General features: G+C 60.2%; 19 protein-coding genes. 14 read left to right on the top strand and 5 right to left on the bottom strand.

Features of this window, described 5'->3' with window-relative positions; genetic code table 11:
• Positions 1-182 precede the first annotated feature (182 nt).
• Positions 183-2,438 (top strand): Orn/Lys/Arg decarboxylase N-terminal domain-containing protein, encoded by a 2,256-nt coding sequence (locus NHU87_RS24680; RefSeq protein WP_253553178.1) that lies wholly within the window; start codon positions 183-185, stop codon positions 2,436-2,438.
• A gap of 14 nt (positions 2,439-2,452) precedes the next feature.
• Entirely contained in the window at positions 2,453-3,067 is a 615-nt protein-coding gene (locus tag NHU87_RS24675) for a GNAT family N-acetyltransferase (protein ID WP_253553177.1), read from the top strand.
• Here NHU87_RS24675 and NHU87_RS24670 read toward each other — a convergent pair.
• Together NHU87_RS24670 and NHU87_RS24665 are read right to left on the bottom strand one after the other, a co-directional pair.
• Positions 3,033-3,926 carry a LysR family transcriptional regulator gene (locus tag NHU87_RS24670; RefSeq protein WP_253553176.1) on the bottom strand — a complete coding sequence of 298 codons (894 nt, stop codon included), beginning with the start codon at positions 3,924-3,926 and terminating at the stop codon, positions 3,033-3,035. The two genes, NHU87_RS24675 and NHU87_RS24670, sit on opposite strands and share 35 nt — an antisense overlap.
• Before the next feature lie 88 nt (positions 3,927-4,014).
• Positions 4,015-4,251, bottom strand: coding sequence for a hypothetical protein (locus NHU87_RS24665; protein WP_253553175.1), 237 nt, complete (start codon positions 4,249-4,251; stop codon positions 4,015-4,017).
• A 184-nt stretch (positions 4,252-4,435) separates the two neighbouring features.
• On the opposite strand from NHU87_RS24665, the gene NHU87_RS24660 reads away from it, so the two are divergent.
• Positions 4,436-4,996 (top strand): NADPH-dependent FMN reductase, encoded by a 561-nt coding sequence (locus tag NHU87_RS24660; RefSeq protein WP_123359687.1) that lies wholly within the window; start codon positions 4,436-4,438, stop codon positions 4,994-4,996.
• A gap of 194 nt (positions 4,997-5,190) precedes the next feature.
• On the opposite strand, the gene NHU87_RS24655 is transcribed toward NHU87_RS24660, so the two are convergent.
• Positions 5,191-6,141: a DUF1853 family protein gene (locus NHU87_RS24655; protein WP_253553174.1), complete on the bottom strand. Its 951-nt coding sequence runs from the start codon at positions 6,139-6,141 to the stop codon at positions 5,191-5,193.
• A 124-nt stretch (positions 6,142-6,265) separates the two neighbouring features.
• On the opposite strand from NHU87_RS24655, the gene NHU87_RS24650 reads away from it, so the two are divergent.
• From NHU87_RS24650 to NHU87_RS24615, 8 genes are all read left to right on the top strand, one after another.
• The gene (locus NHU87_RS24650) at positions 6,266-7,156 is read left to right on the top strand and encodes an NAD(+) kinase (protein ID WP_030130396.1); all 891 of its coding nucleotides are present in this window, start codon (positions 6,266-6,268) and stop codon (positions 7,154-7,156) included.
• A complete protein-coding gene (locus NHU87_RS24645) occupies positions 7,153-8,127 on the top strand; it encodes a metallophosphoesterase (protein WP_253553207.1) in 975 nt (324 codons plus the stop codon). Before NHU87_RS24650 ends, NHU87_RS24645 begins: the two co-directional genes overlap by 4 nt.
• Positions 8,124-8,996, top strand: coding sequence for a rhomboid family intramembrane serine protease (locus NHU87_RS24640; RefSeq protein ID WP_253553172.1), 873 nt, complete (start codon positions 8,124-8,126; stop codon positions 8,994-8,996). Before NHU87_RS24645 ends, NHU87_RS24640 begins: the two co-directional genes overlap by 4 nt.
• Before the next feature lie 31 nt (positions 8,997-9,027).
• Positions 9,028-9,288: a YeaC family protein gene (locus NHU87_RS24635; protein ID WP_007906784.1), complete on the top strand. Its 261-nt coding sequence runs from the start codon at positions 9,028-9,030 to the stop codon at positions 9,286-9,288.
• The gene (locus tag NHU87_RS24630) at positions 9,285-10,115 is read left to right on the top strand and encodes a DUF2797 domain-containing protein (RefSeq protein WP_253553170.1); all 831 of its coding nucleotides are present in this window, start codon (positions 9,285-9,287) and stop codon (positions 10,113-10,115) included. Before NHU87_RS24635 ends, NHU87_RS24630 begins: the two co-directional genes overlap by 4 nt.
• Before the next feature lie 10 nt (positions 10,116-10,125).
• Entirely contained in the window at positions 10,126-12,783 is a 2,658-nt protein-coding gene (pepN, locus tag NHU87_RS24625) for an aminopeptidase N (protein WP_253553168.1), read from the top strand.
• Positions 12,784-13,887: 1,104 nt separating this feature from the next.
• Positions 13,888-14,955 (top strand): WD40/YVTN/BNR-like repeat-containing protein, encoded by a 1,068-nt coding sequence (locus NHU87_RS24620; protein ID WP_253553166.1) that lies wholly within the window; start codon positions 13,888-13,890, stop codon positions 14,953-14,955.
• A gap of 28 nt (positions 14,956-14,983) precedes the next feature.
• Positions 14,984-17,368 carry an efflux RND transporter permease subunit gene (locus tag NHU87_RS24615; RefSeq protein ID WP_253553164.1) on the top strand — a complete coding sequence of 795 codons (2,385 nt, stop codon included), beginning with the start codon at positions 14,984-14,986 and terminating at the stop codon, positions 17,366-17,368.
• 174 nt (positions 17,369-17,542) lie between these two features.
• Here the strand turns inward: NHU87_RS24615 and NHU87_RS24610 are convergent, their stop codons facing one another.
• On the bottom strand, positions 17,543-18,262 hold the full coding sequence (locus tag NHU87_RS24610; protein ID WP_253553162.1) for a FadR/GntR family transcriptional regulator: 720 nt from the start codon (positions 18,260-18,262) through the stop codon (positions 17,543-17,545).
• Between the two features lie 184 nt (positions 18,263-18,446).
• Positions 18,447-20,183: an IlvD/Edd family dehydratase gene (locus NHU87_RS24605; protein ID WP_253553160.1), complete on the bottom strand. Its 1,737-nt coding sequence runs from the start codon at positions 20,181-20,183 to the stop codon at positions 18,447-18,449.
• A gap of 193 nt (positions 20,184-20,376) precedes the next feature.
• On the opposite strand from NHU87_RS24605, the gene NHU87_RS24600 reads away from it, so the two are divergent.
• From NHU87_RS24600 to NHU87_RS24590, 3 genes are all read left to right on the top strand, one after another.
• Positions 20,377-21,699 (top strand): MFS transporter, encoded by a 1,323-nt coding sequence (locus NHU87_RS24600; RefSeq protein ID WP_253553157.1) that lies wholly within the window; start codon positions 20,377-20,379, stop codon positions 21,697-21,699.
• A 150-nt stretch (positions 21,700-21,849) separates the two neighbouring features.
• Positions 21,850-22,842, top strand: coding sequence for an AraD1 family protein (gene araD1, locus NHU87_RS24595; RefSeq protein ID WP_253553155.1), 993 nt, complete (start codon positions 21,850-21,852; stop codon positions 22,840-22,842).
• Positions 22,843-22,852: 10 nt separating this feature from the next.
• The gene (locus NHU87_RS24590; protein WP_253553153.1) at positions 22,853-24,433 is read left to right on the top strand and encodes an aldehyde dehydrogenase (NADP(+)); all 1,581 of its coding nucleotides are present in this window, start codon (positions 22,853-22,855) and stop codon (positions 24,431-24,433) included.
• Positions 24,434-24,493 lie beyond the last annotated feature (60 nt).

Raw genomic sequence — 24,493 nt, 5'->3', positions numbered from 1 at the left:
CTTCGCCCTCGAACGCAGCCTTCGGCAGCTGCTACAGGTGGGGTGTCCGGGCCGCTGTCCTTGCCACAAAAGAGTGCAGTAGCTGATCCGCTCCAGGGCATCCCCCTCGCCACATGCGCTCCAACCCTCTACCCTGAGGTTATTGGCAGGCCACGGTCTGCTGCCTCAGGACACCGAGCCCCATGTATAAAGATTTGAAATTCCCGGTCCTGATCGTCCACCGCGACATCAAGGCCGACACCGTTGCCGGTGATCGTGTGCGTGGCATCGCCCGGGAGCTTGAGCAGGAAGGCTTCAACATCGTCTCGGCGGTCGATTACAACGAAGGGCGTCTGGTCGCCTCGACCCATCATGGCCTTTCTTGCATGTTGATTGCCGCCGAAGACGCCGGCACCAATGCTCATCTTCTGCATAACATGGCCGAGCTGATCCGCCTGGCACGGGTTCGGGCGCCAGACCTGCCGATCTTTGCCCTCGGCGAACAGGTCACCCTGGAAAATGCCCCAGCCGATGCCATGGCCGAACTCAATCAGCTGCGCGGCATTCTTTATTTGTTCGAAGACACCGTGCCCTTCCTTGCCCGGCAAGTCGCCCGCGCGGCACGCAAATATCTGGACGGTCTGTTGCCGCCGTTTTTCAAGGCGCTTGTGCAACACACCGCCGACTCCAATTATTCCTGGCACACCCCCGGCCATGGCGGCGGCGTGGCCTATCACAAGAGCCCGGTGGGGCAGGCGTTTCACCAGTTCTTCGGGGAAAACACCCTGCGTTCGGATTTGTCGGTGTCGGTACCGGAACTCGGTTCGCTGCTCGATCACACCGGCCCGCTGGCCGAGGCAGAAGCGCGAGCCGCGCGCAATTTCGGTGCCGATCACACCTTTTTCGTGATCAATGGCACCTCGACCGCCAACAAGATCGTCTGGCACTCCATGGTGGCCCGCGATGACTTGGTGCTGGTGGATCGCAACTGCCATAAGTCGGTGCTGCACTCGATCATCATGACCGGTGCGATTCCGTTGTACCTGTGCCCGGAGCGCAATGAGCTGGGGATTATCGGCCCGATTCCGTTGAGCGAATTCAGCCGCGAATCGATCCAGGCCAAGATCGACGCCAGCCCGCTGACCCAGGGCCGCGAGCCCAAGGTCAAGTTGGCGGTGGTGACCAACTCGACTTACGACGGCCTCTGTTACAACGCCGAGCTGATCAAGCAGAGCCTGGGCAACAGCGTCGAGGTGTTGCATTTCGACGAGGCCTGGTTCGCCTACGCGGCGTTTCACGAGTTCTTCGCCAGCCGTTACGGCATGGGCACTTCCCGCAGCGAAGACAGCCCGCTGGTGTTCACTACGCACTCCACGCACAAACTGCTGGCGGCGTTCAGTCAGGCGTCGATGATTCACGTTCAGGACGGTGGTGCGCGGCAGCTGGATCGCGACCGTTTCAACGAAGCATTCATGATGCACATCTCGACCTCGCCGCAGTACAGCATCATCGCCTCGCTGGATGTAGCCTCGGCGATGATGGAAGGGCCGGCCGGGCGTTCGCTGTTGCAGGAAATGTTCGACGAGGCCCTGAGTTTTCGCCGGGCTCTGGCCAATTTGCGCCAGCATATTGCCGCCGATGACTGGTGGTTTTCCATCTGGCAACCACCCTCGGCGGAGGGAATCGAGCATGTCGTCACCGAAGACTGGTTGCTGCAACCCGACGCCGATTGGCACGGCTTTGGCGGCGTGACCGACGACTACGTGCTGCTCGATCCAATCAAGGTCACGCTGGTGATGCCGGGTTTGACGGCGGGCGGAGCCCTGAGCGCGCGGGGAATTCCGGCGGCGGTGGTCAGCAAATTCCTCTGGGAACGTGGGCTGGTCGTGGAAAAGACCGGGCTGTATTCGTTTCTGGTGCTGTTTTCCATGGGTATCACCAAGGGCAAATGGAGCACGCTGCTGACCGAGCTGCTGGAGTTCAAGCGCAGTTACGACGCCAACGTCAGCCTGGCCACCTGCCTGCCATGCGTGGCGCAACACAATATTGGCCGTTATCAGGGCATGGGTCTGCGCGATCTGTGTGATCAATTGCACGCCTGTTATCGCAGCAATGCCACGGCCAAACACCTCAAACGCATGTACACGGTGCTGCCGGAAGTCGCGATGAAGCCGGCGGACGCCTATGATCAATTGGTACGCGGGGAGGTTGAGGCTGTTTCGATCGATGCTCTGGACGGGCGGATCGCGGCGGTAATGCTGGTGCCATACCCGCCGGGGATCCCGTTGATCATGCCCGGCGAGCGGTTTACCGAAGCGACCCGTTCGATCATCGATTACCTTAAGTTTGCTCGTACGTTCGACAGCAGCTTCCCCGGATTTGTCGCCGATGTGCATGGCTTGCAACACGAAGACGAGGGCAATGGACGGCATTACACCGTCGATTGCATCAAGGAATGAGGACCTTTCCGAGTATGCAACCAGTCATGAATCCCAAATACCCGGGCCTCTCGGTGCGTGTCGCCGATGAGGGTTTTGCGGCTTATATCTGGGGCAGTGATTTCAGTTTTGAAGTCGCCGCCTATGGTGCCGCGCAAATCGGTAAGCCGGTGGCGCAATGGCCGGTGACGCCAATCACCCCGTATCGCAAGTGTTATGGCATCGATCCCGAGGAATTCAGCAGTTTTCGCGATGCCGCTGACAGCGAGATTTTCATGGCCTATCTGGATGACGAGCCGGTGGGTCATTTAGTGGTCAGTACCAACTGGAACGGTTTCGCCCATATCGACGAATTGGCGGTGCATGCACCGGCGCGTCGTCATGGTGTGGCCAAGGCGCTACTGGACGTCGCGCAGTTCTGGAGTCGCAAGAAAAAGCTGCCGGGCATCATGCTGGAAACCCAGAACAACAATCTGGGCGCCTGTCGACTTTATGAGCGCTGTGGCTATGTGGTTGGCGGCGTCGATCATCTGCGCTATCGGGGGATCGATCCGAACACCGCCGAAGTGGCGCTGTTCTGGTATCGATTGTTCGATAATCAGCTGGAAAGCAAGCTCAGCTCGCCAGCATCGCCACGGCTTGTTCCGTGATGATGTCCAGCAGTGCTTGAACGGCTGAAGAGTGCTCGGCGCTCTTCAGGCTCAAGGCATACACGCTGATCGGAATGGCAGGCGCCAGCGGGCAGGCGTCGAGCCCGGCCGATTTGGCGCCGAGGGCGGTGAACGGGTCGACGATCGCCAGGCCTTCACCGGCCTCGACCATGCTGCGCATCATTTGATGAGTCTGGACCCGGGTCTGGATGACCGGGGCAGGGCGCAGCGCATGCAGCTTGTTGTCCAGCGCCGGGCTTAACGGATCGTGACCTTCCAGGCCGACCATCGACTGGCCGGCCAGGTCCTGCAGCGAGATGTACTTCTGTTTCGGTTGCAGCCAGCCATGGGGCGCCAGCAGCTGGAGCTTGCCTTGAGCGATGACCTGGCAATGGATATCGGCGTGGTCCGGGTCATGCAGGCTCAGGCCCAGATCGCTTTCACGCAGTAGCAGGCTTCTGACAATCTCGCGGGTCGGCTGGCTCAGGAGGGTGCAAGGTGCGTCGGGCAGGCGTCGGCGCAGGGCCGCGATGCTGTGTGGCAACAATTGTTGTGCCAACGGCGGGGTGCAGATGATTCGCAGGGGCGGGGCCAAATACTGCTTGAGGCTGTTGGCCAGTCGCTGGACCGGCTCAAGGGCTTCGTAGACGTGGGCGATCTCGACCTGCAACTCCCGCGCCTCGCGCGTGGCTTGCAGGCGACCACGCACGCTGGCAAACAGCATGAAACCCAACTGATCCTCGGCATCACGCAGGGTGCGTTCAACCTCGGCCACCGGCAGTTGCAGCCATTCGGCGGCGGTGCCCAGGTGACCGGTCTGCAGGAGCGCCTGGATCACTTCGATATGACGTAAACGCATGCGTGAAGTCCATGTTCAGCAGGTGAGGGAGTCAGTCACTGAATCCTAACTCAAGTGCGCGCATATGACTTCTGCTCATAACAGCGGGTTATGAGGCGACGTTCGTTTCAGGTTCGCGAATAAGGGTGACACCTGATTGCACAAGCAAAAACTCGTTGTCGTCGAGTTTGTTGACCCGGTCGCCAATGGCCAGCTTATAGGTGGTGACAGGCGCAGAGCCGGCGAGACCGTCGTGCGACGGGGTGGATTCCTGGAACTCATGCACGGAATAAACGCGGCCTTCCGCGTCTCTTGCATGGAACTGACCGACGAGTACTGCTGCCATCTGCTTAGAACCTCTGGAGATAAATCACTCAATTTGCGGTTCTGTAGACCGTGGTTGGGCGAGGTAAGTTTTCCTACAGGAAAAAAATAGTCAGGGGCGGCGATTTTCCGTCGCCCGCTGGTTGAATCGTCATTTGATCATCTATAACTAGAAGCTCTTCCCATCGGATAGTCGAGAATCTTCCATGAGCAACGTCTACGAGATCGCCGTTCTGGTCGGCAGCCTGAGAAAAGCGTCGATCAACCGCAAGGTCGCGCTGGCGCTGGCCGAGCTGGCGCCTGCCAATTTGAAGCTGAATATCGTCGAAATCGGCGATTTGCCGCTCTACAACGAAGACATCGATGGCGAGTCACCGCCGGCAGCCTACAGCACTTTCCGGCAACAAGTGAGCTCATCCGACGCGGTGCTGTTCGTAACCCCGGAATATAACCGTTCGGTGCCGGCGCCATTGAAGAATGCGATCGACGTGGGGTCGCGCCCCTATGGCAAGAGCGCCTGGAACGGCAAGCCGGGTGCGGTGATCAGCGCTTCACCGGGCGCCGTCGGCGGATTTGGGGCCAACCACAACGTGCGCCAGTCCATGGTGTTTCTCAATGTGCCGTGCATGCAGCAGCCGGAAGCCTATCTGGGCGGCGCCGGTTCAGCGTTTGACGAGGCAGGGAAGTTGTCGGAGTCGGTGAGGCCGTTCTTGCAGAAATTCATCGATGCGTATGCGTTGTGGGTTGAGCAGCATAAGAAGCAATGACCGGCGCCTTGTAGCTTGTGTAGCAGCTGCCGAGCCTGCGAGGCTGCGTTCGGCGGCGAAGCCGTCGTAAATCCTTGTGCACGGTATTCCTGAAGTACTGCGTTGTTTGCTTTCACGACGGCTTCGCCGCCGAACGCAGCCTCGCAGGCTCGGCAGCTGCTACATAGGGTGCGCTTATCCATTCACCACAAAACTCAACCATTACCCGGCACATTCGGCCAAAGATCGGACACCAGAAACAGCCGCTCGGCTTCTTCCCAATCGCCTTCGCCATTTTCTGTCAGCCGCACCATCAATTGCGCCGGTGCCAGCGGGTCCAGATCGCTCAGCCATGCACTCAGCTGCTCAGCGTTCCAGGTTTGCTCTTCGGGATAATGCGCCGGCGCCAGCCAGGCATGGCGGGGCAGGGGTTGCCAGCGACCGGATGGGCGCTGCACGACAAAGTCCGCCCAGTCTTTCTGATGCAACCAGCTACCGCGCAAATGCTGAGGGTGCGCGCCGCTGGGGGACTCAGCCTGCCCCGGCCACGGATAAAGCAGATAACCGCCCAGCCACAAATGCGCGCTGAACTGCTGGATATCCAGCGACGCCAACACTGCACGGCTCTCCGCTCGCGCGGAAATCGGCAATTGATGCTGGCTCAGGTGCTTCAGTTTACGGTCGAGCCGATCATGACAACCCGGTCCGAGCCACTGCGCGGTGTCATGGCCGTCACCGTTCTGTGGTCCCAGATAGAGCTTGATCGCCAGTTCCAGGTGATGCACACCATCGCGATCACGCAGCAGCATGTCCAGCTCACCCAAGGTGTGGCCTTCACGGCGGATCGGCATGTTGGCGGCAATCAGATCGATGCCCGGCGCGTGCCGCACGGCGTATTGCCATAGGCGCTCGTAATACAGACCCAGCCGTCGGGTCCTGGCTTGGGCCAGCCAGTGCAGCAAATCGTAACTGTCGCGATCCAGTTGCCTGAGCCAGTATTCCAGGCGCTCCGGTGCCTGCACCCAATCGCTGCCGGCCAGCGGATGACGCTGTGGCCACGGGGTGACGCTGAGCATCGGCGGCGCGAGGATGACCCAAGCCAGGTCGCGCACTTCAGGGTGGCGCAACTGGTGAGGTAACTGGAGCAAATCTGGAAATAGGATCATCTTGCGAGCATAGCCCGAAACGCGAGCGCACCGTCGTGGCTGAAAGGGTTTTGTCTACGCCGCGCTTTCGCCCATAATCGTGTTTTTCGCCGTCGCAGGCCCTCCGCGTCCCAATAGGAGCCCCATGGAGCAATTTCGTAATATCGGCATCATCGGTCGCCTGGGCAGTTCCCAGGTGCTGGATACCGTCCGCCGACTGAAACGGTTTCTGCTCGATCGTCACCTGCACGTGATCCTCGAAGACACCATCGCCGAAGTCCTGCCGGGGCATGGCCTGCAAACTTCGTCGCGCAAGATGCTCGGTGAAGTCTGTGACATGGTGATTGTGGTCGGGGGTGACGGCAGTCTGCTGGGCGCCGCCCGTGCCCTGGCCAAGCACAATATTCCGGTGCTCGGCATCAACCGGGGCAGCCTGGGGTTCCTGACCGATATTCGTCCCGATGAGCTGGAAGTCAAAGTCGCCGAAGTGCTCGACGGCCACTATCTGGTGGAAAACCGCTTCCTGCTGCAAGCCGAAGTCCGTCGCCACGCCGAGGCCATCGGCCAGGGCGATGCGCTGAACGACGTGGTGCTGCACCCCGGCAAATCGACGCGGATGATCGAGTTCGAGTTGTACATCGACGGCCAGTTCGTCTGCAGCCAGAAGGCCGACGGCCTGATCGTCGCCACGCCGACCGGCTCGACCGCTTACGCACTGTCGGCGGGCGGCCCGATCATGCATCCCAAGCTCGACGCCATTGTGATTGTGCCGATGTACCCCCATACCTTGTCAGGCAGGCCGATCGTGGTCGATGGCAACAGTGAGCTGAAAATCGTCGTGTCCAAAGATATGCAGATTTACCCGCAAGTCTCCTGTGACGGGCAGAATCACTTCACCTGCGCGCCCGGTGACACCATCACCATCAGCAAGAAAGCGCAGAAACTGCGGCTGATTCATCCGCTGGACCACAACTACTATGAAGTCTGCCGGACCAAACTCGGCTGGGGCAGCAAGTTGGGTGGTGGAGGCGACTGATGCTCGATCCCGCGCGTAGCTACGACCTGATCGGTGACGTGCACGGTTGCGCTCTGACCCTTGAGCACTTGCTTGACCGGCTCGGTTACCACAAACAGGCAGGCGTCTGGCGGCATCCGTCGCGCATGGCGGTGTTCCTCGGCGACATCATCGACCGCGGCCCGCGGATTCGCGAGGCGCTGCACATCGTCCACGACATGGTCGAGGCCGGGCAGGCGCTGTGCATCATGGGCAACCATGAATTCAACGCCCTCGGCTGGAGCACGCCGGCGCCGCCGGGCAGTGGCCAGCAGTTCGTGCGTGAACACACGCCGCGCCACGCGCGCCTGCTCAAGGAAACCCTGGCCCAGTTCGAGGATCACCCCGCTGAATGGCATGACTTCCTGCAATGGTTTTATAAGCTGCCATTGTTCATCGATGCCGGGCGTTTCCGGGTGGTGCATGCCTGCTGGGATGCCGGCCTGATCGAGCCGTTGCGCGGGTTGTTTCCCGACGGCTGCATCGATGAACATTTCCTCCAGGCCTCCGCGGTACCGGGCAGTTTTGCCTGCACCGTGTTCGATCGCCTGTTGCGCGGCACCGACATGCGCTTGCCCGACGGGTTGACCATGACCAGTGGCGATGGCCTGACGCGCTCGTTTTTCCGCACCAAGTTCTGGGAAGACGACCCGCAAACCTACGGAGACATCGTGTTCCAGCCCGACGCCTTGCCTGAGCCGGTGGCCCGCACACCACTGTCGTCCAGCGAAAAAGACACCTTGCTGCGCTACGGCATCGATGAGCCGTTGTTGTTTGTCGGCCACTACTGGCGTAGCGGTAAACCGGCGCCGATCCGCCCGAACCTGGCGTGCCTGGATTACAGCGCAGTGCTCTACGGCAAACTGGTGGCTTATCGTCTGGATCAGGAAACCCGTCTCGACCCGCATAAATTTGTCTGGGTCGATGTCGAACGACCGGAGGTGCTGCAATGACGGCGGTGGCGGTATTGCGTCTGCCTCTGGCGGTGGATTTGAGCGGGTTCGTCCAACTGCTGCAGCGCATGCAAGTGCCCCATCGGGTCAGCGAAGAGGCGGGCGAGCAAGTGCTGTGGGTGCCGGCCAACATCAGCGAAGACGTGCGCTCATTGTACGAACGCTTCCCGGCAGGCGACCCCGATCAGCAATTGGATATCCCAACCGCGCAGGCGCAGCCGCGTCCAGGCTTCGCCGAGCAGTTGCGCAGCAGCAAGGCTACGGCGTTGGTGCTGCTGCTGAGCCTGATCGTCGCCATGGTGACGCTGCTGGGCGATAACCTCGAGACGATACGCTGGCTGACCTTCCTCGATTTCCGAGTGATCGGTGAGTACATCCATTTCACGCCACTGGCCGACAGCTTGGCGGCGGGGCAGTGGTGGCGTCTGGTGACGCCGATGCTGATCCACTTCGGCATCTTGCACCTGGCCATGAACGGCATGTGGTACTGGGAACTGGGGCGGCGTATCGAGTCGCGTCAGGGCAGCATCAACCTGATCGGCCTCACGCTGCTGTTCAGCCTGGTGTCCAACTTTGTCCAATTCCTTTTCAGCGGCCCGAGCCTGTTTGGCGGGTTGTCCGGGGTGCTGTACGGCCTGCTCGGGCATTGCTGGATCTTCCAGGTTCTGTCGCCGAGCCCGGCGTATCGCCTGCCCCGAGGGGTGTTGGTGATGATGCTGGTGTGGTTGCTGGTGTGCCTGTCCGGGTTGGTCTCGATGATCGGTTTCGGCCAGATTGCCAACGCGGCCCACGTCAGCGGGTTACTCATCGGATGCTTCACCGGTTTGTTGGGCGGTTTGTACAACCGCCGTAAACTGACTTCCAAATAAGTTATGTGAATTAAAGAGCGCGGAGCCCTTGATGTCCTCTTTTAACGAAATGATCAAAAACATCACCCCGGATATCTACCAGAGCCTGAAACTGGCGGTGGAAATCGGTAAATGGTCCGACGGCGGCAAACTCACTGCCGAGCAGCGCGAACTCTCGCTGCAAGCGATGATCGCCTGGGAAATCCAGAACCTGCCCGAAGAAGAGCGCACCGGCTACATGGGCCCGCAGGAATGCTCGTCGAAGTCGATCGAAGTGCCAAACATTCTGTTCAAATCGGATGCCATCCATTGATCGAGATTGGCCGCGGTGCAATCAGCAAAATGTCGGCGCGCCTTGACGGGCCGAACGTGCAGTACGCTTTTCGTCTGGGCGACGCCGAGGTACCGGTCAATCCGTTGATCGGCACCACGGTGCGCCTGGAATACCTGGGGGCGATCCACTGCACCCATTGCGGACGCAAGACCAAAACCAGTTTCAGCCAGGGTTACTGCTACCCGTGCATGACCAAACTGGCGCAGTGCGACCTCTGCATCATGAGCCCTGAGCGTTGCCACTACGACGCCGGCACGTGCCGCGATCCGGAGTGGGGCGAAAAATTCTGCATGACCGATCACGTGGTGTATCTGGCCAATTCGTCGGGAATCAAGGTCGGCATTACTCGCGCCACGCAACTGCCTACGCGTTGGCTCGATCAGGGCGCCAGCCAGGCCTTGCCGATCATGCGCGTCGCGACCCGTCAGCAGTCGGGCTTCGTCGAAGACCTGTTCCGCAGCCAGGTAGCCGACAAAACCAACTGGCGTGCTTTACTCAAGGGCGATGCGGTGTCGGTGGATCTGGCGCAGGTTCGAGATCAGCTGTTCGAGAGCTGCGCCGAAGGCCTGCAAACATTGCAGGAACGATTTGGCCTACAAGCAATCCAGACCATTACCGATGTCGAGCCGCTCGAGATCCGCTATCCGATCGAGCAATACCCGGTCAAGATTGTCAGCTTCAACCTGGACAAGAACCCGATTGCCGAAGGCACGCTGTTGGGGATCAAGGGGCAGTACCTGATTTTCGACACCGGCGTGATCAATATTCGTAAATACACGGCCTACCAGCTCGCCGTGCATCAGTAAGGATTCCAGTATGCGCACCGAACAACCGAAGATGATCTACCTGAAGGACTATCAGGCACCTGAGTACCTGATCGACGAGACGCACCTGACCTTCGAGTTGTTCGAGGACCACAGCCTGGTCCATGCGCAACTGGTGATGCGCCGCAATCCTGAACGTGGCCCGGGCCTGCCGCCGCTGGTGCTGGACGGCCAGCAACTCGAGCTGCTGTCGGTGACATTGGCCGATCGTGAGCTGAGCGCCGCCGACTATCAACTGACCGAGAACCATTTGACCCTGCAACCGACCGACACTAGCTTCACGGTCGACACCAGCGTCAAGATCCACCCGGAAACCAACACCGCCCTGGAAGGCCTGTACAAATCCGGCACCATGTTCTGCACCCAGTGTGAAGCCGAAGGTTTCCGCAAGATCACCTATTACCTCGACCGCCCGGACGTGATGAGCACGTTCACCACCACGGTGGTCGCCGAGCAGCACAGCTATCCGGTGCTGCTGTCCAACGGCAATCCGATTGCCTCAGGTCCGGGCGAAGACGGCCGGCACTGGGCGACCTGGGAAGACCCGTTCAAGAAACCGGCCTACCTGTTCGCGCTGGTAGCCGGTGACCTGTGGTGCGTCGAAGACACCTTCACCACCATGACCGAGCGCTCCGTGGCGCTGCGCATCTACGTCGAGCCGGAAAACATCGACAAGTGCCAGCACGCCATGAACAGCCTGAAAAAGTCCATGCGCTGGGACGAAGAGGTTTACGGTCGCGAGTACGACCTGGACATCTTTATGATCGTCGCGGTCAACGACTTCAACATGGGCGCCATGGAGAACAAGGGCCTCAACATCTTCAACTCCAGCGCCGTGCTGGCTCGCGCCGAAACCGCTACCGACGCCGCGCACCAGCGTGTGGAAGCGATCGTTGCCCACGAATACTTCCACAACTGGTCCGGCAACCGCGTGACCTGCCGCGACTGGTTCCAGCTGTCGCTGAAGGAAGGTTTCACCGTGTTCCGTGATTCGGAGTTCTCCGCCGACATGAATTCGGCCACGGTCAAGCGCATCCAGGACGTGGCGTACCTGCGCACCCACCAGTTCGCCGAAGACGCCGGCCCGATGGCACACGCCGTGCGCCCGGACAGCTTCATCGAGATTTCCAACTTCTATACCTTGACCGTGTACGAAAAGGGTTCGGAAGTGGTCGGCATGATCCACACCTTGCTTGGCGCTGAAGGCTTCCGCAAAGGCAGCGACCTGTACTTCGAGCGCCATGACGGCCAAGCCGTGACCTGCGACGACTTCATCAAGGCCATGGAAGACGCCAACGGCGTTGACCTGACTCAATTCAAACGCTGGTACAGCCAGGCCGGCACCCCACGTTTGGTGGTGAGCGAGTCCTACGACGCCGCGGCGAAAACCTACAGCCTGACCTTCCGCCAGAGCTGCCCGGAAACCCCGGACAAGGTGGAAAAACTGCCGTTCGTGATTCCAGTGGAACTGGGCCTGCTGGACAGCAAGGGCGGCGAAATTGCCCTGCGTCTTGCCGGTGAGGCCAATGCTCAAGGCACATCGCGGGTTATTTCGGTGACTGAAGCCGAGCAGACCTTCACCTTCATCGACATCGCTGAAAAGCCGCTGCCTTCATTGCTGCGCGGCTTCTCGGCGCCAGTGAAACTGAGCTTCCCGTACAACCGCGATCAGTTGATGTTCCTGATGCAGCACGACAGTGATGGTTTCAACCGCTGGGATGCCGGTCAGCAATTGTCGGTGCAGGTGCTGCAAGAGTTGATCGAACAGCAACAGAAGGGCGAAGCGCTGGTGCTGGATCAGCGTTTGGTTTCAGCGCTGCGTACCGTGCTGTCCGACGATACGCTGGATCAGGCGATGGTCGCCGAAATGCTCTCGCTGCCGGGTGAGGCGTACCTGACCGAGATCAGTGAAGTGGCTGACGTAGACGCCATTCACACGGCCCGCGAGTTTGCCCGTAAGCAATTGGCTGAAGGCTTGTTCGAGGCATTGTGGTTGCGTTATCAGGCCAATCGCGATCTCTCGAAGAAAACGCCGTATGTGGCCGAAGCCGAGCATTTCGCCCGCCGCGCCCTGCAAAACATTGCGCTGTCATACCTGATGCTCTGCGGCAAGCCGGAAGTGTTGGCGGCAAGCCTTGAACAATTCGACACCAGCGACAACATGACCGAGCGTCTGACGGCGTTGGCGGTGTTGGTCAATTCGCCGTTCGAAGAACAGAAAGCCACGGCGTTGGCGACCTTCGCCGAACACTTCAAGGACAATCCGCTGGTCATGGATCAGTGGTTCAGCGTTCAGGCCGGCAGCCCATTGCCGGGCGGTCTGGAGCGGGTCAAAGCCTTGATGCAGCATCCGGCGTTCACCATCAAGAACCCGAACAAGGTGCGGGCGCTGGTCGGCGCGTTTGCCGGGCAGAACCTGATCAACTTCCACGCGGCCGACGGTTCCGGGTATCGTTTCCTGGCGGATCTGGTGATCGAGCTGAACGGGTTTAACCCGCAGATCGCCTCTCGCCAACTGGCGCCGCTGACTCGCTGGCGCAAATACGACGATGCTCGTCAGGCATTGATGAAAGGCGAGCTGGAGCGGATTCGCGCTTCGGGGCAGCTGTCCAGTGATGTGTTTGAGGTGGTCAGCAAAAGCCTGGCCTGAGTTTGGCCTTGCTCCTGCAGGGTTCACTCAGCCCCCCGTAGGAGCGAGGCTTGCCCGCGAAGGCGTCCTGATGACCGACCTGTTTCTTGCAGATGTACACCGATCAAATTGTGGGAGCTGGCTTGCCTGCGATGGCGGCCTGATAGCCGACCGGGATTTTTGATGGTGTACATATCCGTTTCTGCGGTTGTGCCGGCTGGCGGTTTCGCTTTTACAGCGAGTCACTTTCGAAAAGCGCGAAAGTAACCAAAGCGCTCTTGCCCCTTTCGTTCGGTGCCTCGCCTCGGCTCGGCATGCCCTCGCTCCGGTCCTGCTCCGTGGGCCCGCCGCCATCGGCCATCCATGGCCGGGGGCGGCTAACCCGGCATCCATGCCGGGTTGCCCACTACGCAGAACCTCCGCTCGGCCTCTCGAGGGGGCGGTGCGTCAACATCAAAAGCAAGGCGGCCTGCCGGCCGGCCTGACTTCAAGCGCACGCATTTCCCTGTAGGAGCTGTCGAGCGAAGCGAGGCTGCGATCTTTTGATCTTGCTGTTGCTGTTGCTGTTGCTGTTGCTGTTGCTGTTGCCGTTGCTTTGGCTTTTGACCTGTTGCCCCTTTCCCAGAGGCCGAACGCAGGCGTTGCGCAGGGGGCACCGCGGCAAGGATGCCGCGGTAGCCGCCCCCGGCCATGGATGGCCGATGGCGGCGGGCCCCCGGAGCAATGCCGGAGTGAGGGCATGCCGAGCCTAAGCGAGGCACCGAATGGCGGGGCAAAAGCGCTTTGGTTACTTTCGCGCTTTTCGAAAGTGACTCGCTGTAAGAGCGAAACCATAAGCCGCCGTGACCGCAGCAATGGATATGCACACTAAACAAACAATCCCCCAATCACCCCATCTGATACCCAATCATTCACCCCCACCCCATACGCCTCAGGTTAACAAAACATAACGTGGCGTCGATTGTCAGACCTTTCCAAACCCCGATAGGATAAGCCAGCTTCCGAAGGGGCTCTGGATTGCGGGTTTCAGGACTATGCTTCCTGAATAGGTCAATCCCGATGAGCATCCCTTACGGCGCCCTGAAGGGTTGAACGACCTAACAATAATAATGTGAGGGAAGGTCTATGAGTGAGCCTGTCATGGGTGTGAGTATTGGCCGCCCGCCGGCGTTACGCAGGTTCGCGTTGCTGGCTACAGCGCTCTCGCTGTTGGGCTGTACCGTGCTGTCGGCGCCTGCGCTGGCCGCTGCCGCGTCGGCCACCGATGTGGTTTATTCCGTTGAATCCGCCAAGGCCAGCAAAGGCCTGATGCTCGATGTCGTACACGCGGGCAAACGCCTGGTGGCGGTCGGCGATCGCGGGCACATTCTGTATTCCGATGACCAGGGCGCGACCTGGACCCAGGCCAAAGTGCCGACCCGTCAACTGTTGACGGCGGTGTTTTTTGTCGATGACAAACACGGCTGGGCCGTTGGCCATGACGCGCAGATCCTCGCCAGCGAAGACGGCGGCATCACCTGGACCAAACAATTCGAAGACCTGACACGCGAATCGCCGCTGCTCGACGTCTGGTTCAAGGACGTTAACAGCGGCTTTGCCGTGGGCGCTTACGGTGCCTTGCTGGAAACCACCGATGGCGGTAAAAACTGGGAAAACGTCAGCGATCGCCTCGACAACGAAGACCAGTACCACCTCAACGCCATTGCCGCGGTCAAGGATTCCGGCATTTTCATTGTCGGCGAACAGGGCAGCATGTTCCGCTCCGCCGATGAAGGGCAGACCTGGGAAAGGCTGGAAGGCCCCTATGAAGGCTCGCTGTTCGGTGTGATCGGCACTGCGCAACCGGCGACGCTGCTGGCCTACGGCTTGCGCGGCAATCTTTACCGTTCCACCGATTTCGGCAGCACCTGGGAGCAGGTCGAGCTCAAGGCTACACGTGGCACACTGGAATTCGGCCTGTCTGGCGCCACGCTGCTCGATGACGGTTCCATCGTGATCGTCGGCAATGGCGGCAGCGTGATTCGCAGCACCGACGACGGCGAAACCTTTAGCGTGTTCAACCGTCCGGATCGCATTTCCGTCTCGGCGGTGACTGCGGCAGGCAACGGTAATCTGGTTCTGGCTGGACAGGGTGGCGTTCGCGTCACTTCGCCCACCGGCGCAGAGAATGGTAAAAACGGGTCGTCCAAATGAGCCGGGCAAATAATAAGAAGGCGGGTCTATGACATCCTTAAGCACTCCTCATCAGGATAAGGCGACGTTTCTTGAGCGCCTGATTTTCAACAACCGCCCGGCAGTCATCGTCATCTGCCTGCTGGTCAGTATTTTCCTGTTCTGGCAGGCGACGCTGATCCGGCCGTCCACCAGTTTCGAAAAAATGATCCCGCTCGAGCATCCGTTCATTGAAAAAATGATGGAGCACCGCAACGATCTGGCGAACCTGGGCAACACGGTGCGGATTTCCGTGGAAGCCACCGATGGCGACATCTTCTCCAAGGAATACATGGAGACCCTGCGTCAGATCAACGACGAGGTGTTCTACATTTCCGGCGTCGACCGTTCCGGCCTCAAGTCGTTGTGGAGCCCGAGCGTGCGCTGGACCGAGGTGACGGAGGAGGGCTTCGCCGGCGGTGAAGTGATTCCCCAGAGCTATAACGGCTCCCAGCAAAGCCTCGATCTGCTGCGCAACAACGTGCTCAAGTCCGGGCAAGTCGGGCGGCTGGTGGCCAACGACTTCAGGTCGAGCATCATCGACATCCCGCTGCTGGAGTCCTACCCGGACCCGCAGGACCAGGGCAAGTTGCTGGCGTTGGACTACCGCAAGTTCTCTCACGAACTCGAAGACAAGATCCGCAACAAGTTCGAAGCCCAAAACCCCAACGTGAAGATCCACATTGTCGGGTTCGCCAAGAAAGTCGGCGACCTGATCGATGGGCTGGTCATGGTGGTGATGTTCTTCGGCGTCGCCTTCGTCATTACCCTGATCCTGCTGTACTGGTTCACTCACTGCATGCGCAGCACCGTGGCGGTATTGAGCACGACGCTGGTGGCGGTGGTCTGGCAGCTGGGTTTGATGCACTTCTTCGGCTTCGGGCTTGATCCGTATTCGATGCTGGTGCCGTTTCTGATCTTCGCCATCGGGATTTCCCACGGCGTGCAGAAAATCAACGGTATCGCCTTGCAGTCCAGCGAGGCGGAGAACGCGCTGACCGCGGCACGCCGCACATTCCGTCAGCTGTTTCTGCCGGGGATGATCGCGATCCTTGCGGATGCGGTGGGCTTCATCACGCTGTTGATCATCGACATTGGCGTGATTCGTGAGCTGGCCATCGGCGCGTCCATCGGCGTGGCGGTGATCGTGTTCACCAACCTGATCCTGCTACCGGTGGCGATTTCCTACGTCGGTATCAGCAAACGCGCGGTCGAACGCAGCAAGAAAGACGCGCACCGCGAGCATCCTTTCTGGCGCCTGTTGTCGAACTTTGCCAGCCCCAAAGTCGCCCCGATTTCGATTGCCCTGGCGCTGATCGCTTTCGGTGGTGGCCTCTGGTACAGCCAGAACCTGAAAATCGGTGACCTCGACCAGGGCGCGCCGGAACTGCGTCCGGACTCGCGTTACAACAAGGACAACAGCTTCATCATCAATAACTACTCCACTAGTTCCGACGTATTGGTGGTGATGGTCAAGACCAAGTCCGAAGGCTGCTCGCGTTATGAGGCCATGGCGCCGATCGACGAGCTGATGTGGAAAATGCAGAACACCGAGGGCGTGCAGTCGGCGATCTCGCTGGTGACTGTGTCCAAGCAGATGATCAAGGGCATGAACGAGGGCAACCTGAAATGGGAAACCCTGTCGCGCAACCCGGACGTACTGAACAACTCCATCGCCCGTGCCGATGGCCTGTACAACAACAATTGCTCCCTGGCACCGGTGCTGGTGTTCCTCAACGACCACAAGGCCGAAACCCTGGACCGCGCGGTGCATGCGGTGCAGGACTTCGCCAAGGAGAACAACAAGGAAGGCCTGGAATTCATCCTCGCCGCCGGTAACGCCGGGATCGAGGCGGCCACCAACGAGGTGATCAAACGCTCCGAACTGACCATTCTGATTCTGGTGTACATCTGCGTCGCAACCATGTGCATGATCACCTTCCGCTCCTGGGCGGCGACCTTGTGCATCGTGCTGCCGCTGGTACTGACCTCGGTCCTCGGCAACGCATTGATGGCGTTCATGGGCATCGGCGTGAAAGTGGCGACTTTGCCGGTGGTGGCGCTCGGGGTGGGGATTGGCGTGGACTACGGGATCTACATCTACAGCCGTCTGGAAAGCTTCCTGCGTGCCGGCTTGCCGCTGCAAGAGGCGTACTACCAGACGCTGAAGTCCACGGGTAAAGCCGTGCTGTTCACCGGTCTGTGCCTGGCGATCGGCGTGTGCACCTGGATCTTCTCGGCCATCAAGTTCCAGGCCGACATGGGCCTGATGCTGACCTTCATGCTGCTCTGGAACATGTTCGGCGCGTTGTGGCTGCTGCCAGCGCTGGCACGATTCCTGATCAAGCCGGAAAAACTGGCAGGGCAGAAGGGCAACTCGCTGTTTGCTCACTGACCGGTCGCTGAAACAACAAAGCCGCAACCAAGGTTGCGGCTTTTTTATACCTCAAATTCACACCAGCCCCTGTGGGAGCGGGCTTGCCCGCGATGACGGCTTAACATTCAACATTTGTATCGACTGATCCGCCGCCATCGCGGGCAAGCCCGCTCCCACAGGGTTCAGTGGTGATTATGAGGGATCAGTACCCAACACCACATTCAGCGCGCTACGCGCATCATCCAGCTGCACCAGCGTCGCATGCCGCGCGCCCAGCGCATCACGATTCTCGATAGCCGTGAGGATCGCCTTGTGCCGTGGCAGCGCCAATTCATGCAGATTCGGTCGTTGGTTGGAGTGCTTCAAGGCTTCGGCAATTGCCACCGACAGCATGTTGCACAGGTTCGCCAGCAAGTCGTTATGCGTCGCGTCGGCGATGCGGCTGTGGAAATCCAGGTCCGGTTGCAACAAAGCTTCAGGCGTCGGCGCCGCTTCCATGCGTTGGTAGGCTTCACCGATGGAGGCGATGTCTTCATCCGTGGCGAACTGTGCGGCCAACGCGGCGGCGGCGGGTTCGATGATGCTGCGCACGCTGGTCAGCAGATCAAAGAATTGATTTTGCGGGCTGCTTTGCATCAGCCAGTGCAGCACGTCCGGGTCGAGCATGTGCCATTCCTTGCGCTGCTTGACCACCGTGCCCACCCGCGGACGGGAATACACCAGGCCCTTGGCGACCAACACGCGAGTGGCTTCGCGCAGCACCGGCCGGCTGACCGCGTATTCCTCGCACAACAGGGCTTCGGCGGGCAGTTTGTCGTCCGGTTTGAACCGTCCCGAAACGATCTGCATGCCCAGTTCCTGGACGATGCGCGAGTGCATGCTTTTGCGGTCGGAGGGTTTGCGGTAATCCATGGGGAACGGCGCGATCCTGTGCGATGGGGTGCCGCGCATGATAGCAGGCGCGGCGCGATCTTGAGGCACGTGCAAATCAAATGTGGGAGCGAGCTTGCTCGCGATGACGGAGTGTCAGTCAACATAGATGTTGAATGCTGAACCGCTATCGCGAGCAAGCTCGCTCCCACAGGAAACAGTGTGATTAGTGGGAGTGGCGCGGCACCTCGGATCCTCGGCATCCGACGAGGAAGTCGAAGTCGCAACCCTGATCCGCTTGCAGCACATGATCGATGTACAGCTGACGATAACCGCCCACGATCAATTGCTGTGGCGGCTGCAGATCCGCCATGCGCGCCGCCAGCTCCGCATCCGGAATGTCCAGATGCAAACGCCCGTTGGCGCAGTCGAGTTCGATCCAGTCGCCTTCCTTAACCGTCGCCAAAGGTCCGCCGGCCGCAGCTTCCGGCGCAACATGCAGAACAACAGTGCCATACGCCGTGCCGCTCATGCGGGCGTCGGAAATCCGCACCATGTCGGTCACGCCCTGGGCCAGCAGCTTGGCCGGTAATCCCATGTTGCCGACTTCGGCCATGCCCGGATAACCCTTCGGCCCGCAGTTTTTCATCACCAGAATCGAATGGGCATCCACGTCCAGTTCCGGATCGTTGATCCTTGCCTTGTACATGTCGAAGTTCTCGAACACCACTGCGCGCCCGCGATGTTGCATCAATTCGGCACTCGCGGCGGAGGGCTTGAGCACCGCACCGAGTGGCGCCAGATTGCCGCGCAACACACAGATACCGCCGTCGGCGCGGATCGGGTTGTCGAGGGTGCGGATCACTTCGTCCTGGCCGTAAATCGGCGCGTCCTTGGTGTTTTCGCCGATGGTTTTACCGTTGACGGTGAGGGCATTCGGGTTCGGAATCAGGTTGGCTTCGCCCAGGCGACGCAGCACCGCGGGCAAGCCGCCGGCGTAATAGAACTCTTCCATCAGGAAGCGCCCGGAGGGTTGCAGATCGACGATGGTCGGCATGCCGCGACCGATGCGGGTCCAGTCATCCAGGTCCAGCTCGACACCGACGCGCCCGGCGATGGCTTTCAAGTGGATCACCGCATTGGTCGAACCGCCGATGGCAGCGTTCACCCGGATGGCGTTTTCGAAGGCTTCCTTGGTCAGGATCTTCGACAGTTTCAAATCTTCACGCACCATCTCCACCGCGCGCATGCCAGACATGTGCGCCAACACATAACGGCGCGCATCGACCGCCGGAATCGCCGCGTTATGGGGCAGGGAAGTGCCGAGTGCTTCGGCCATGCAGGCCATGGTCGAGGCCGTGCCCATGGTGTTGCAGGTGCCGGCCGAGCGTGACATGCCGCCCTCGGCCGCGAGGAAATCGTCGAGGGTGATGGTGCCCGCCTTGACCTGTTCGCTGAGCTGCCAGACCACCGTGCCCGAGCCGATGTCCTGGCCCTTGTGCTTACCGTTGAGCATCGGCCCGCCGGTGACGACAATCGCCGGCACGTCGCAACTGGCCGCGCCCATCAGCAGCGCCGGGGTGGTTTTGTCGCAGCCGGTGAGCAGCACCACGCCATCGATCGGGTTGCCGCGAATCGCTTCTTCGACGTCCATGCTCGCCAGGTTTCGGGTGAGCATCGCGGTGGGGCGCAGGTTCGATTCGCCGTTGGAGAACACCGGGAATTCCACTGGAAAACCGCCGGCTTCGATCACTCCGCGTTTGACGTGCTCGGCGATCTGCCGGAAATGCGCGTTGCACGGGGTCAGTTCCGACCAGGTATTGCAGATGCCGATGATCGGCTTGCCGTGGAACTGATGGTCGGCGATGCCCTGATTCTTCATCCAGCTGCGGTACATGAAGCCGTTCTTGTCGGCGGTGCCAAACCATTGGGCGGAGCGCAGGGTGGGTTTCTTATCGGACATAATCGGTTCTCTTATTGTATGACTATATTGTTCGAGCTATGACGTAACATAAGCGACATTTCGGCCATTTGGAAGTGTTGTTGGTTAAATAGTATTACTATATAGTCGTTTTCAGCGGAGGGATGGCCCTGGCGGTTTTCTGCGAGAGGCGTCCCCCGAGGTTCTATAACAACAACAATCGGAGACCGAACTCATGAGCCAGGAACTGCGGCTTATTCGTCGCATCACGCTGAAACTGATTCCCTTCCTGATCCTGCTGTACCTGATCGCCTATGTGGATCGCTCCGCGGTAGGTTTCGCCAAGCTGCACATGGGCGCCGACATCGGCCTGGGTGACGCGGCTTATGGCCTGGGTGCCGGGCTGTTTTTCATTGGCTATTTCCTGCTGGAAATCCCCAGCAACCTGATGCTCGACCGCTTCGGTGCCCGGCGCTGGTTCGCGCGGATCATGGTCACCTGGGGTGCCATCACCATCGGCATGGCGTTCGTCCAGGGACCGAACAGCTTCTATGTGATGCGCTTTCTGCTCGGCGCGGCCGAAGCCGGGTTCTTCCCGGGCGTCCTGTACTACATCACCCAATGGTTTCCGGTCCGCCATCGCGGCAAGATCCTCGGGTTGTTCATCCTTTCCCAACCCATCGCGATGATGATCACCGGCCCGGTGTCCGGCGGCTTGCTGGGCATGGATGGCATTCTTGGGCTGCACGGTTGGCAGTGGCTGTTCATCGTCATCGGTATGCCGGCGATCCTGCTGACCTGGCCAGTGCTGCGTTACCTGCCGGATGGCCCGCAGCAGGTGAAATGGCTGGATCAGGCAGAGAAAGACTGGCTGACCGGCGAGCTGAAAAAGGACCTGGAAGAATACGGCCAGACCCGCCACGGCAATCCGCTGCATGCGCTGAAGGACAAACGCGTGTTGCTGCTGGCGCTGTTCTATCTGCCGGTGACCCTGAGCATCTACGGTCTCGGTTTGTGGTTGCCGACGTTGATCAAGCAGTTCGGTGGCACTGACTTGGTGACGGGTTTCGTGTCATCGGTGCCGTACATCTTCGGGATCATCGGTTTGCTGATCATCCCGCGCAGTTCCGATCGCTTGAATGATCGCTACGGTCATTTGGCGGTGCTGTATGTGTTGGGCGCCATCGGTCTATTCCTCAGCGCCTGGCTGACCATGCCGGTGCTGCAATTGGCGGCGCTTTGCCTGGTGGCGTTCGCGCTGTTTTCCTGCACCGCGGTGTTCTGGACCTTGCCGGGTCGCTTCTTCGCCGGCGCCAGTGCAGCGGCGGGGATCGCGTTGATCAACTCGGTGGGCAACCTCGGCGGTTACATCGGTCCGTTCGTGATCGGCGCGTTGAAGGAATACACCGGCAATCTGGCGTCGGGGTTGTACTTCTTATCTTGCGTGATGGTGTTCGGCCTGGTGCTGACGGGCGTGGTTTATCGGCTGCTGGAGCGTAAGCATGTGCTGCCGGCCGACCAGTTCGCCGCTAGTGCTCGGGGGGCGACCCGCACCTGAGACATTACACAAATTCCCTGTGGGAGCGAGCTTGCTCGCGATGGCGGAGTGTCAGTCCCTATCAATGTTGAATGTTAGGCCGCTATCGCGAGCAAGCTCGCTCCCACAGAGGGCTGCGTTGGATTTGAGATTTGTTTACAGGAGAAAATCATGCGTTTAGTTCAGTTCGAATTGAGTAACGGCGAGCGTCGTGTCGGCGTGGTCGAGGACGGCCTGGTGCGCGAAGTGCAGGATGCGCGCTCGGTGCGGGATCTGGCGCTGGCGGCGATCGAGGCGGGGGTCAATCTTGAGCAACAGGTTCAAACCTTGGGGTTGGGCATCAATCACGACTATTCAGCGCTGCTGGCCAATCTGCAAATCCTGCCGCCGCTGGATCACCCGGACCCGGCGCACATGCTGGTCAGCGGCACCGGCCTGACCCATTTGGGCAGCGCTTCGGCGCGGGACAAAATGCATCAGCAGGTCGGCGACGAAATCGCCATGACCGACACCATGCGCATCTTCAAGTGGGGCGTGGAGGGCGGTAAACCCGCGACCGGCCAGGCCGGCGTGCAACCAGAATGGTTCTACAAAGGCGATGGCAGCATCGTCGTGCGACCGGGCAAACCGTTCCCGCTGCCGCCGTTTGCCGAAGATGCCGGGGAGGAGCCTGAACTCAGCGGGCTCTATGTGATCGGCCACGACGGCAAACCGTATCGCCTCGGTTTCGCCGTGGGCAATGAGTTCTCCGATCATGTGATGGAGCGCAAGAATTACCTCTACCTGGCGCATTCGAAGTTGCGCAGTTGCAGCTATGGTCCGGAGCTTCGGGTCGGCGAATTGCCGCAGCATCTGGCAGGCACCAGTCGCATCCTGCGCGATGGTGAGGTGCTGTGGCAGAACGAGTTCCTCAGTGGCGAAGCGAACATGTGCCACAGCCTGGAAAACCTCGAGTATCACCATTTCAAATACAGCCAGTTCCTGCGCCCCGGCGACGTGCACATTCACTTCTTCGGCACCGCGACCCTGTCTTTCGCTGACGGCATCCGCACCCGACCGGGTGATGTGTTCGAGATCAGTCAGGCCGAGTTCGGTGCGCCCTTGATCAACGGTATTGAGCCCGTTGAAGCGGCGTTCCAACCCGGCACCGTCGGCACACTTTAAGGAGACATCCATGACCCGAATTTTTGGCCACAACTACATCGGCGGTCAGCGCAGCGCTACCGGCTCCGTCAAACTCCAGAGCATCGACGCCAGCACCGGCGAGGCTTTGCCTCACGATTTCTATCAAGCCACTCCTGAAGAGGTCGACGCCGCCGCGAAGGCTGCCGCCGCTGCTTACCCGGCCTATCGCAGCCTGAGCGCCGAACGGCGTGCGCAATTTCTCGATGCGATTGCCGATGAACTGGACGCTTTGGGCGATGATTTTGTCGCCGTAGTCTGCCGCGAAACCGCATTGCCGGCCGGCCGCATTCAAGGCGAGCGTGGTCGCACCAGCGGTCAGATGCGTTTGTTCGCCAAGGTCCTGCGGCGTGGTGATTTCTATGGCGCGCGGATTGATCGCGCGCTGCCAGAACGTACGCCATTGCCGCGTCCGGACCTGCGTCAGTACCGCATCGGTCTCGGGCCGGTTGCCGTGTTTGGCGCGAGTAACTTTCCATTGGCATTTTCCACGGCGGGCGGCGACACCGCTTCGGCATTGGCCGCCGGCTGCCCGGTAGTGTTCAAGGCGCACAGTGGCCACATGGCAACCGCTGAGTGGGTGGCTGACGCCGTGATCCGCGCGGCCGAGAAAACGTCGATGCCGGCCGGTGTGTTCAACATGATCTACGGCGGCGGGGTGGGTGAAGCGCTGGTCAAGCATCCGGCGATTCGGGCGGTCGGTTTTACTGGCTCACTGAAGGGTGGTCGTGCACTGTGCGACATGGCCGCGGCACGGGCGCAGCCGATTCCGGTATTTGCCGAGATGTCGAGCATTAACCCGGTGATCGTGTTGCCGCAGGCGCTGGAAGCTCGGGCTGAAAGTATCGCCCGTGATCTCACAGCTTCGGTGGTCCAGGGGTGTGGTCAGTTCTGCACCAATCCGGGGTTGGTGATCGGCATTCGTTCGCCGCAGTTCAGCGCGTTCGTGCAGCAGGTGGCGGGGCTGATTGGCGATCAACCGGCGCAAACCATGCTCAACGCCGGTACGTTGAGTAGCTACGGCAAAGGCCTGCAGAAGCTTCTCGCGCATCCGCAGATCGAGCATCTGGCGGGCAGTCCGCAACAAGGCAATCAGGCGCAACCGCAACTGTTCAAGGCCGATGTCAGCCTGTTGCTCGATGGCGATGAAGTGCTGCAAGAGGAAGTGTTCGGCCCGACCGCGGTGTTCGTCGAAGTGGCGGATCAGGTGCAACTCAATGCCGCGTTGCACGGCCTGCATGGGCAGTTGACGGCAACGATCATCGGTGAGCCGGCAGACTTCGAGCAGTTCGGTGAGCTGACGGCATTGCTGGAACAGAAGGTCGGGCGGATCCTGCTCAACGGCTATCCGACTGGCGTGGAAGTCTGTGACGCGATGGTTCATGGCGGGCCGTATCCGGCGACTTCCGATGCGCGCGGCACGTCGGTGGGCACCTTGGCCATCGACCGTTTCCTGCGCCCGGTGTGCTTCCAGAACTACCCCGACAGCCTGCTGCCGGAAGCGCTGAAAAATGGCAATCCGCTGCGCATCCAGCGCCTGGTCGATGGCAAGCCATCGCGCGAAGCGCTCTAACGGCCGATCACCATCCCTGTGGGAGCGGGCTTGCCCGCGATAGCGATCTGACAATCACCA

It is taken from the genome of Pseudomonas mandelii, assembly GCF_024138395.1.
Lineage (GTDB): Bacteria > Pseudomonadota > Gammaproteobacteria > Pseudomonadales > Pseudomonadaceae > Aquipseudomonas > Aquipseudomonas mandelii_E.
The sequence above is the reverse complement of the archived record's forward strand: the minus strand, read 5'-3'. Positions and strand labels throughout refer to the sequence as shown.

Bases quoted from the DNA above. Each gene is read 5' to 3' on its own strand.
- NHU87_RS24680 (WP_253553178.1), top strand. From the start codon at position 183: ATGTATAAAGATTTGAAATTCCCGGTCCTGATCGTCCACCGCGACATC.
- NHU87_RS24675 (WP_253553177.1), top strand. From the start codon at position 2,453: ATGCAACCAGTCATGAATCCCAAATACCCGGGCCTCTCGGTGCGTGTC.
- NHU87_RS24670 (WP_253553176.1), bottom strand. From the start codon at position 3,926: ATGCGTTTACGTCATATCGAAGTGATCCAGGCGCTCCTGCAGACCGGT.
- NHU87_RS24665 (WP_253553175.1), bottom strand. From the start codon at position 4,251: ATGGCAGCAGTACTCGTCGGTCAGTTCCATGCAAGAGACGCGGAAGGC.
- NHU87_RS24660 (WP_123359687.1), top strand. From the start codon at position 4,436: ATGAGCAACGTCTACGAGATCGCCGTTCTGGTCGGCAGCCTGAGAAAA.
- NHU87_RS24655 (WP_253553174.1), bottom strand. From the start codon at position 6,141: ATGATCCTATTTCCAGATTTGCTCCAGTTACCTCACCAGTTGCGCCAC.
- NHU87_RS24650 (WP_030130396.1), top strand. From the start codon at position 6,266: ATGGAGCAATTTCGTAATATCGGCATCATCGGTCGCCTGGGCAGTTCC.
- NHU87_RS24640 (WP_253553172.1), top strand. From the start codon at position 8,124: ATGACGGCGGTGGCGGTATTGCGTCTGCCTCTGGCGGTGGATTTGAGC.
- NHU87_RS24635 (WP_007906784.1), top strand. From the start codon at position 9,028: ATGTCCTCTTTTAACGAAATGATCAAAAACATCACCCCGGATATCTAC.
- pepN (WP_253553168.1), top strand. From the start codon at position 10,126: ATGCGCACCGAACAACCGAAGATGATCTACCTGAAGGACTATCAGGCA.
- NHU87_RS24620 (WP_253553166.1), top strand. From the start codon at position 13,888: ATGAGTGAGCCTGTCATGGGTGTGAGTATTGGCCGCCCGCCGGCGTTA.
- NHU87_RS24615 (WP_253553164.1), top strand. From the start codon at position 14,984: ATGACATCCTTAAGCACTCCTCATCAGGATAAGGCGACGTTTCTTGAG.
- NHU87_RS24610 (WP_253553162.1), bottom strand. From the start codon at position 18,262: ATGGATTACCGCAAACCCTCCGACCGCAAAAGCATGCACTCGCGCATC.
- NHU87_RS24605 (WP_253553160.1), bottom strand. From the start codon at position 20,183: ATGTCCGATAAGAAACCCACCCTGCGCTCCGCCCAATGGTTTGGCACC.
- NHU87_RS24600 (WP_253553157.1), top strand. From the start codon at position 20,377: ATGAGCCAGGAACTGCGGCTTATTCGTCGCATCACGCTGAAACTGATT.
- araD1 (WP_253553155.1), top strand. From the start codon at position 21,850: ATGCGTTTAGTTCAGTTCGAATTGAGTAACGGCGAGCGTCGTGTCGGC.
- NHU87_RS24590 (WP_253553153.1), top strand. From the start codon at position 22,853: ATGACCCGAATTTTTGGCCACAACTACATCGGCGGTCAGCGCAGCGCT.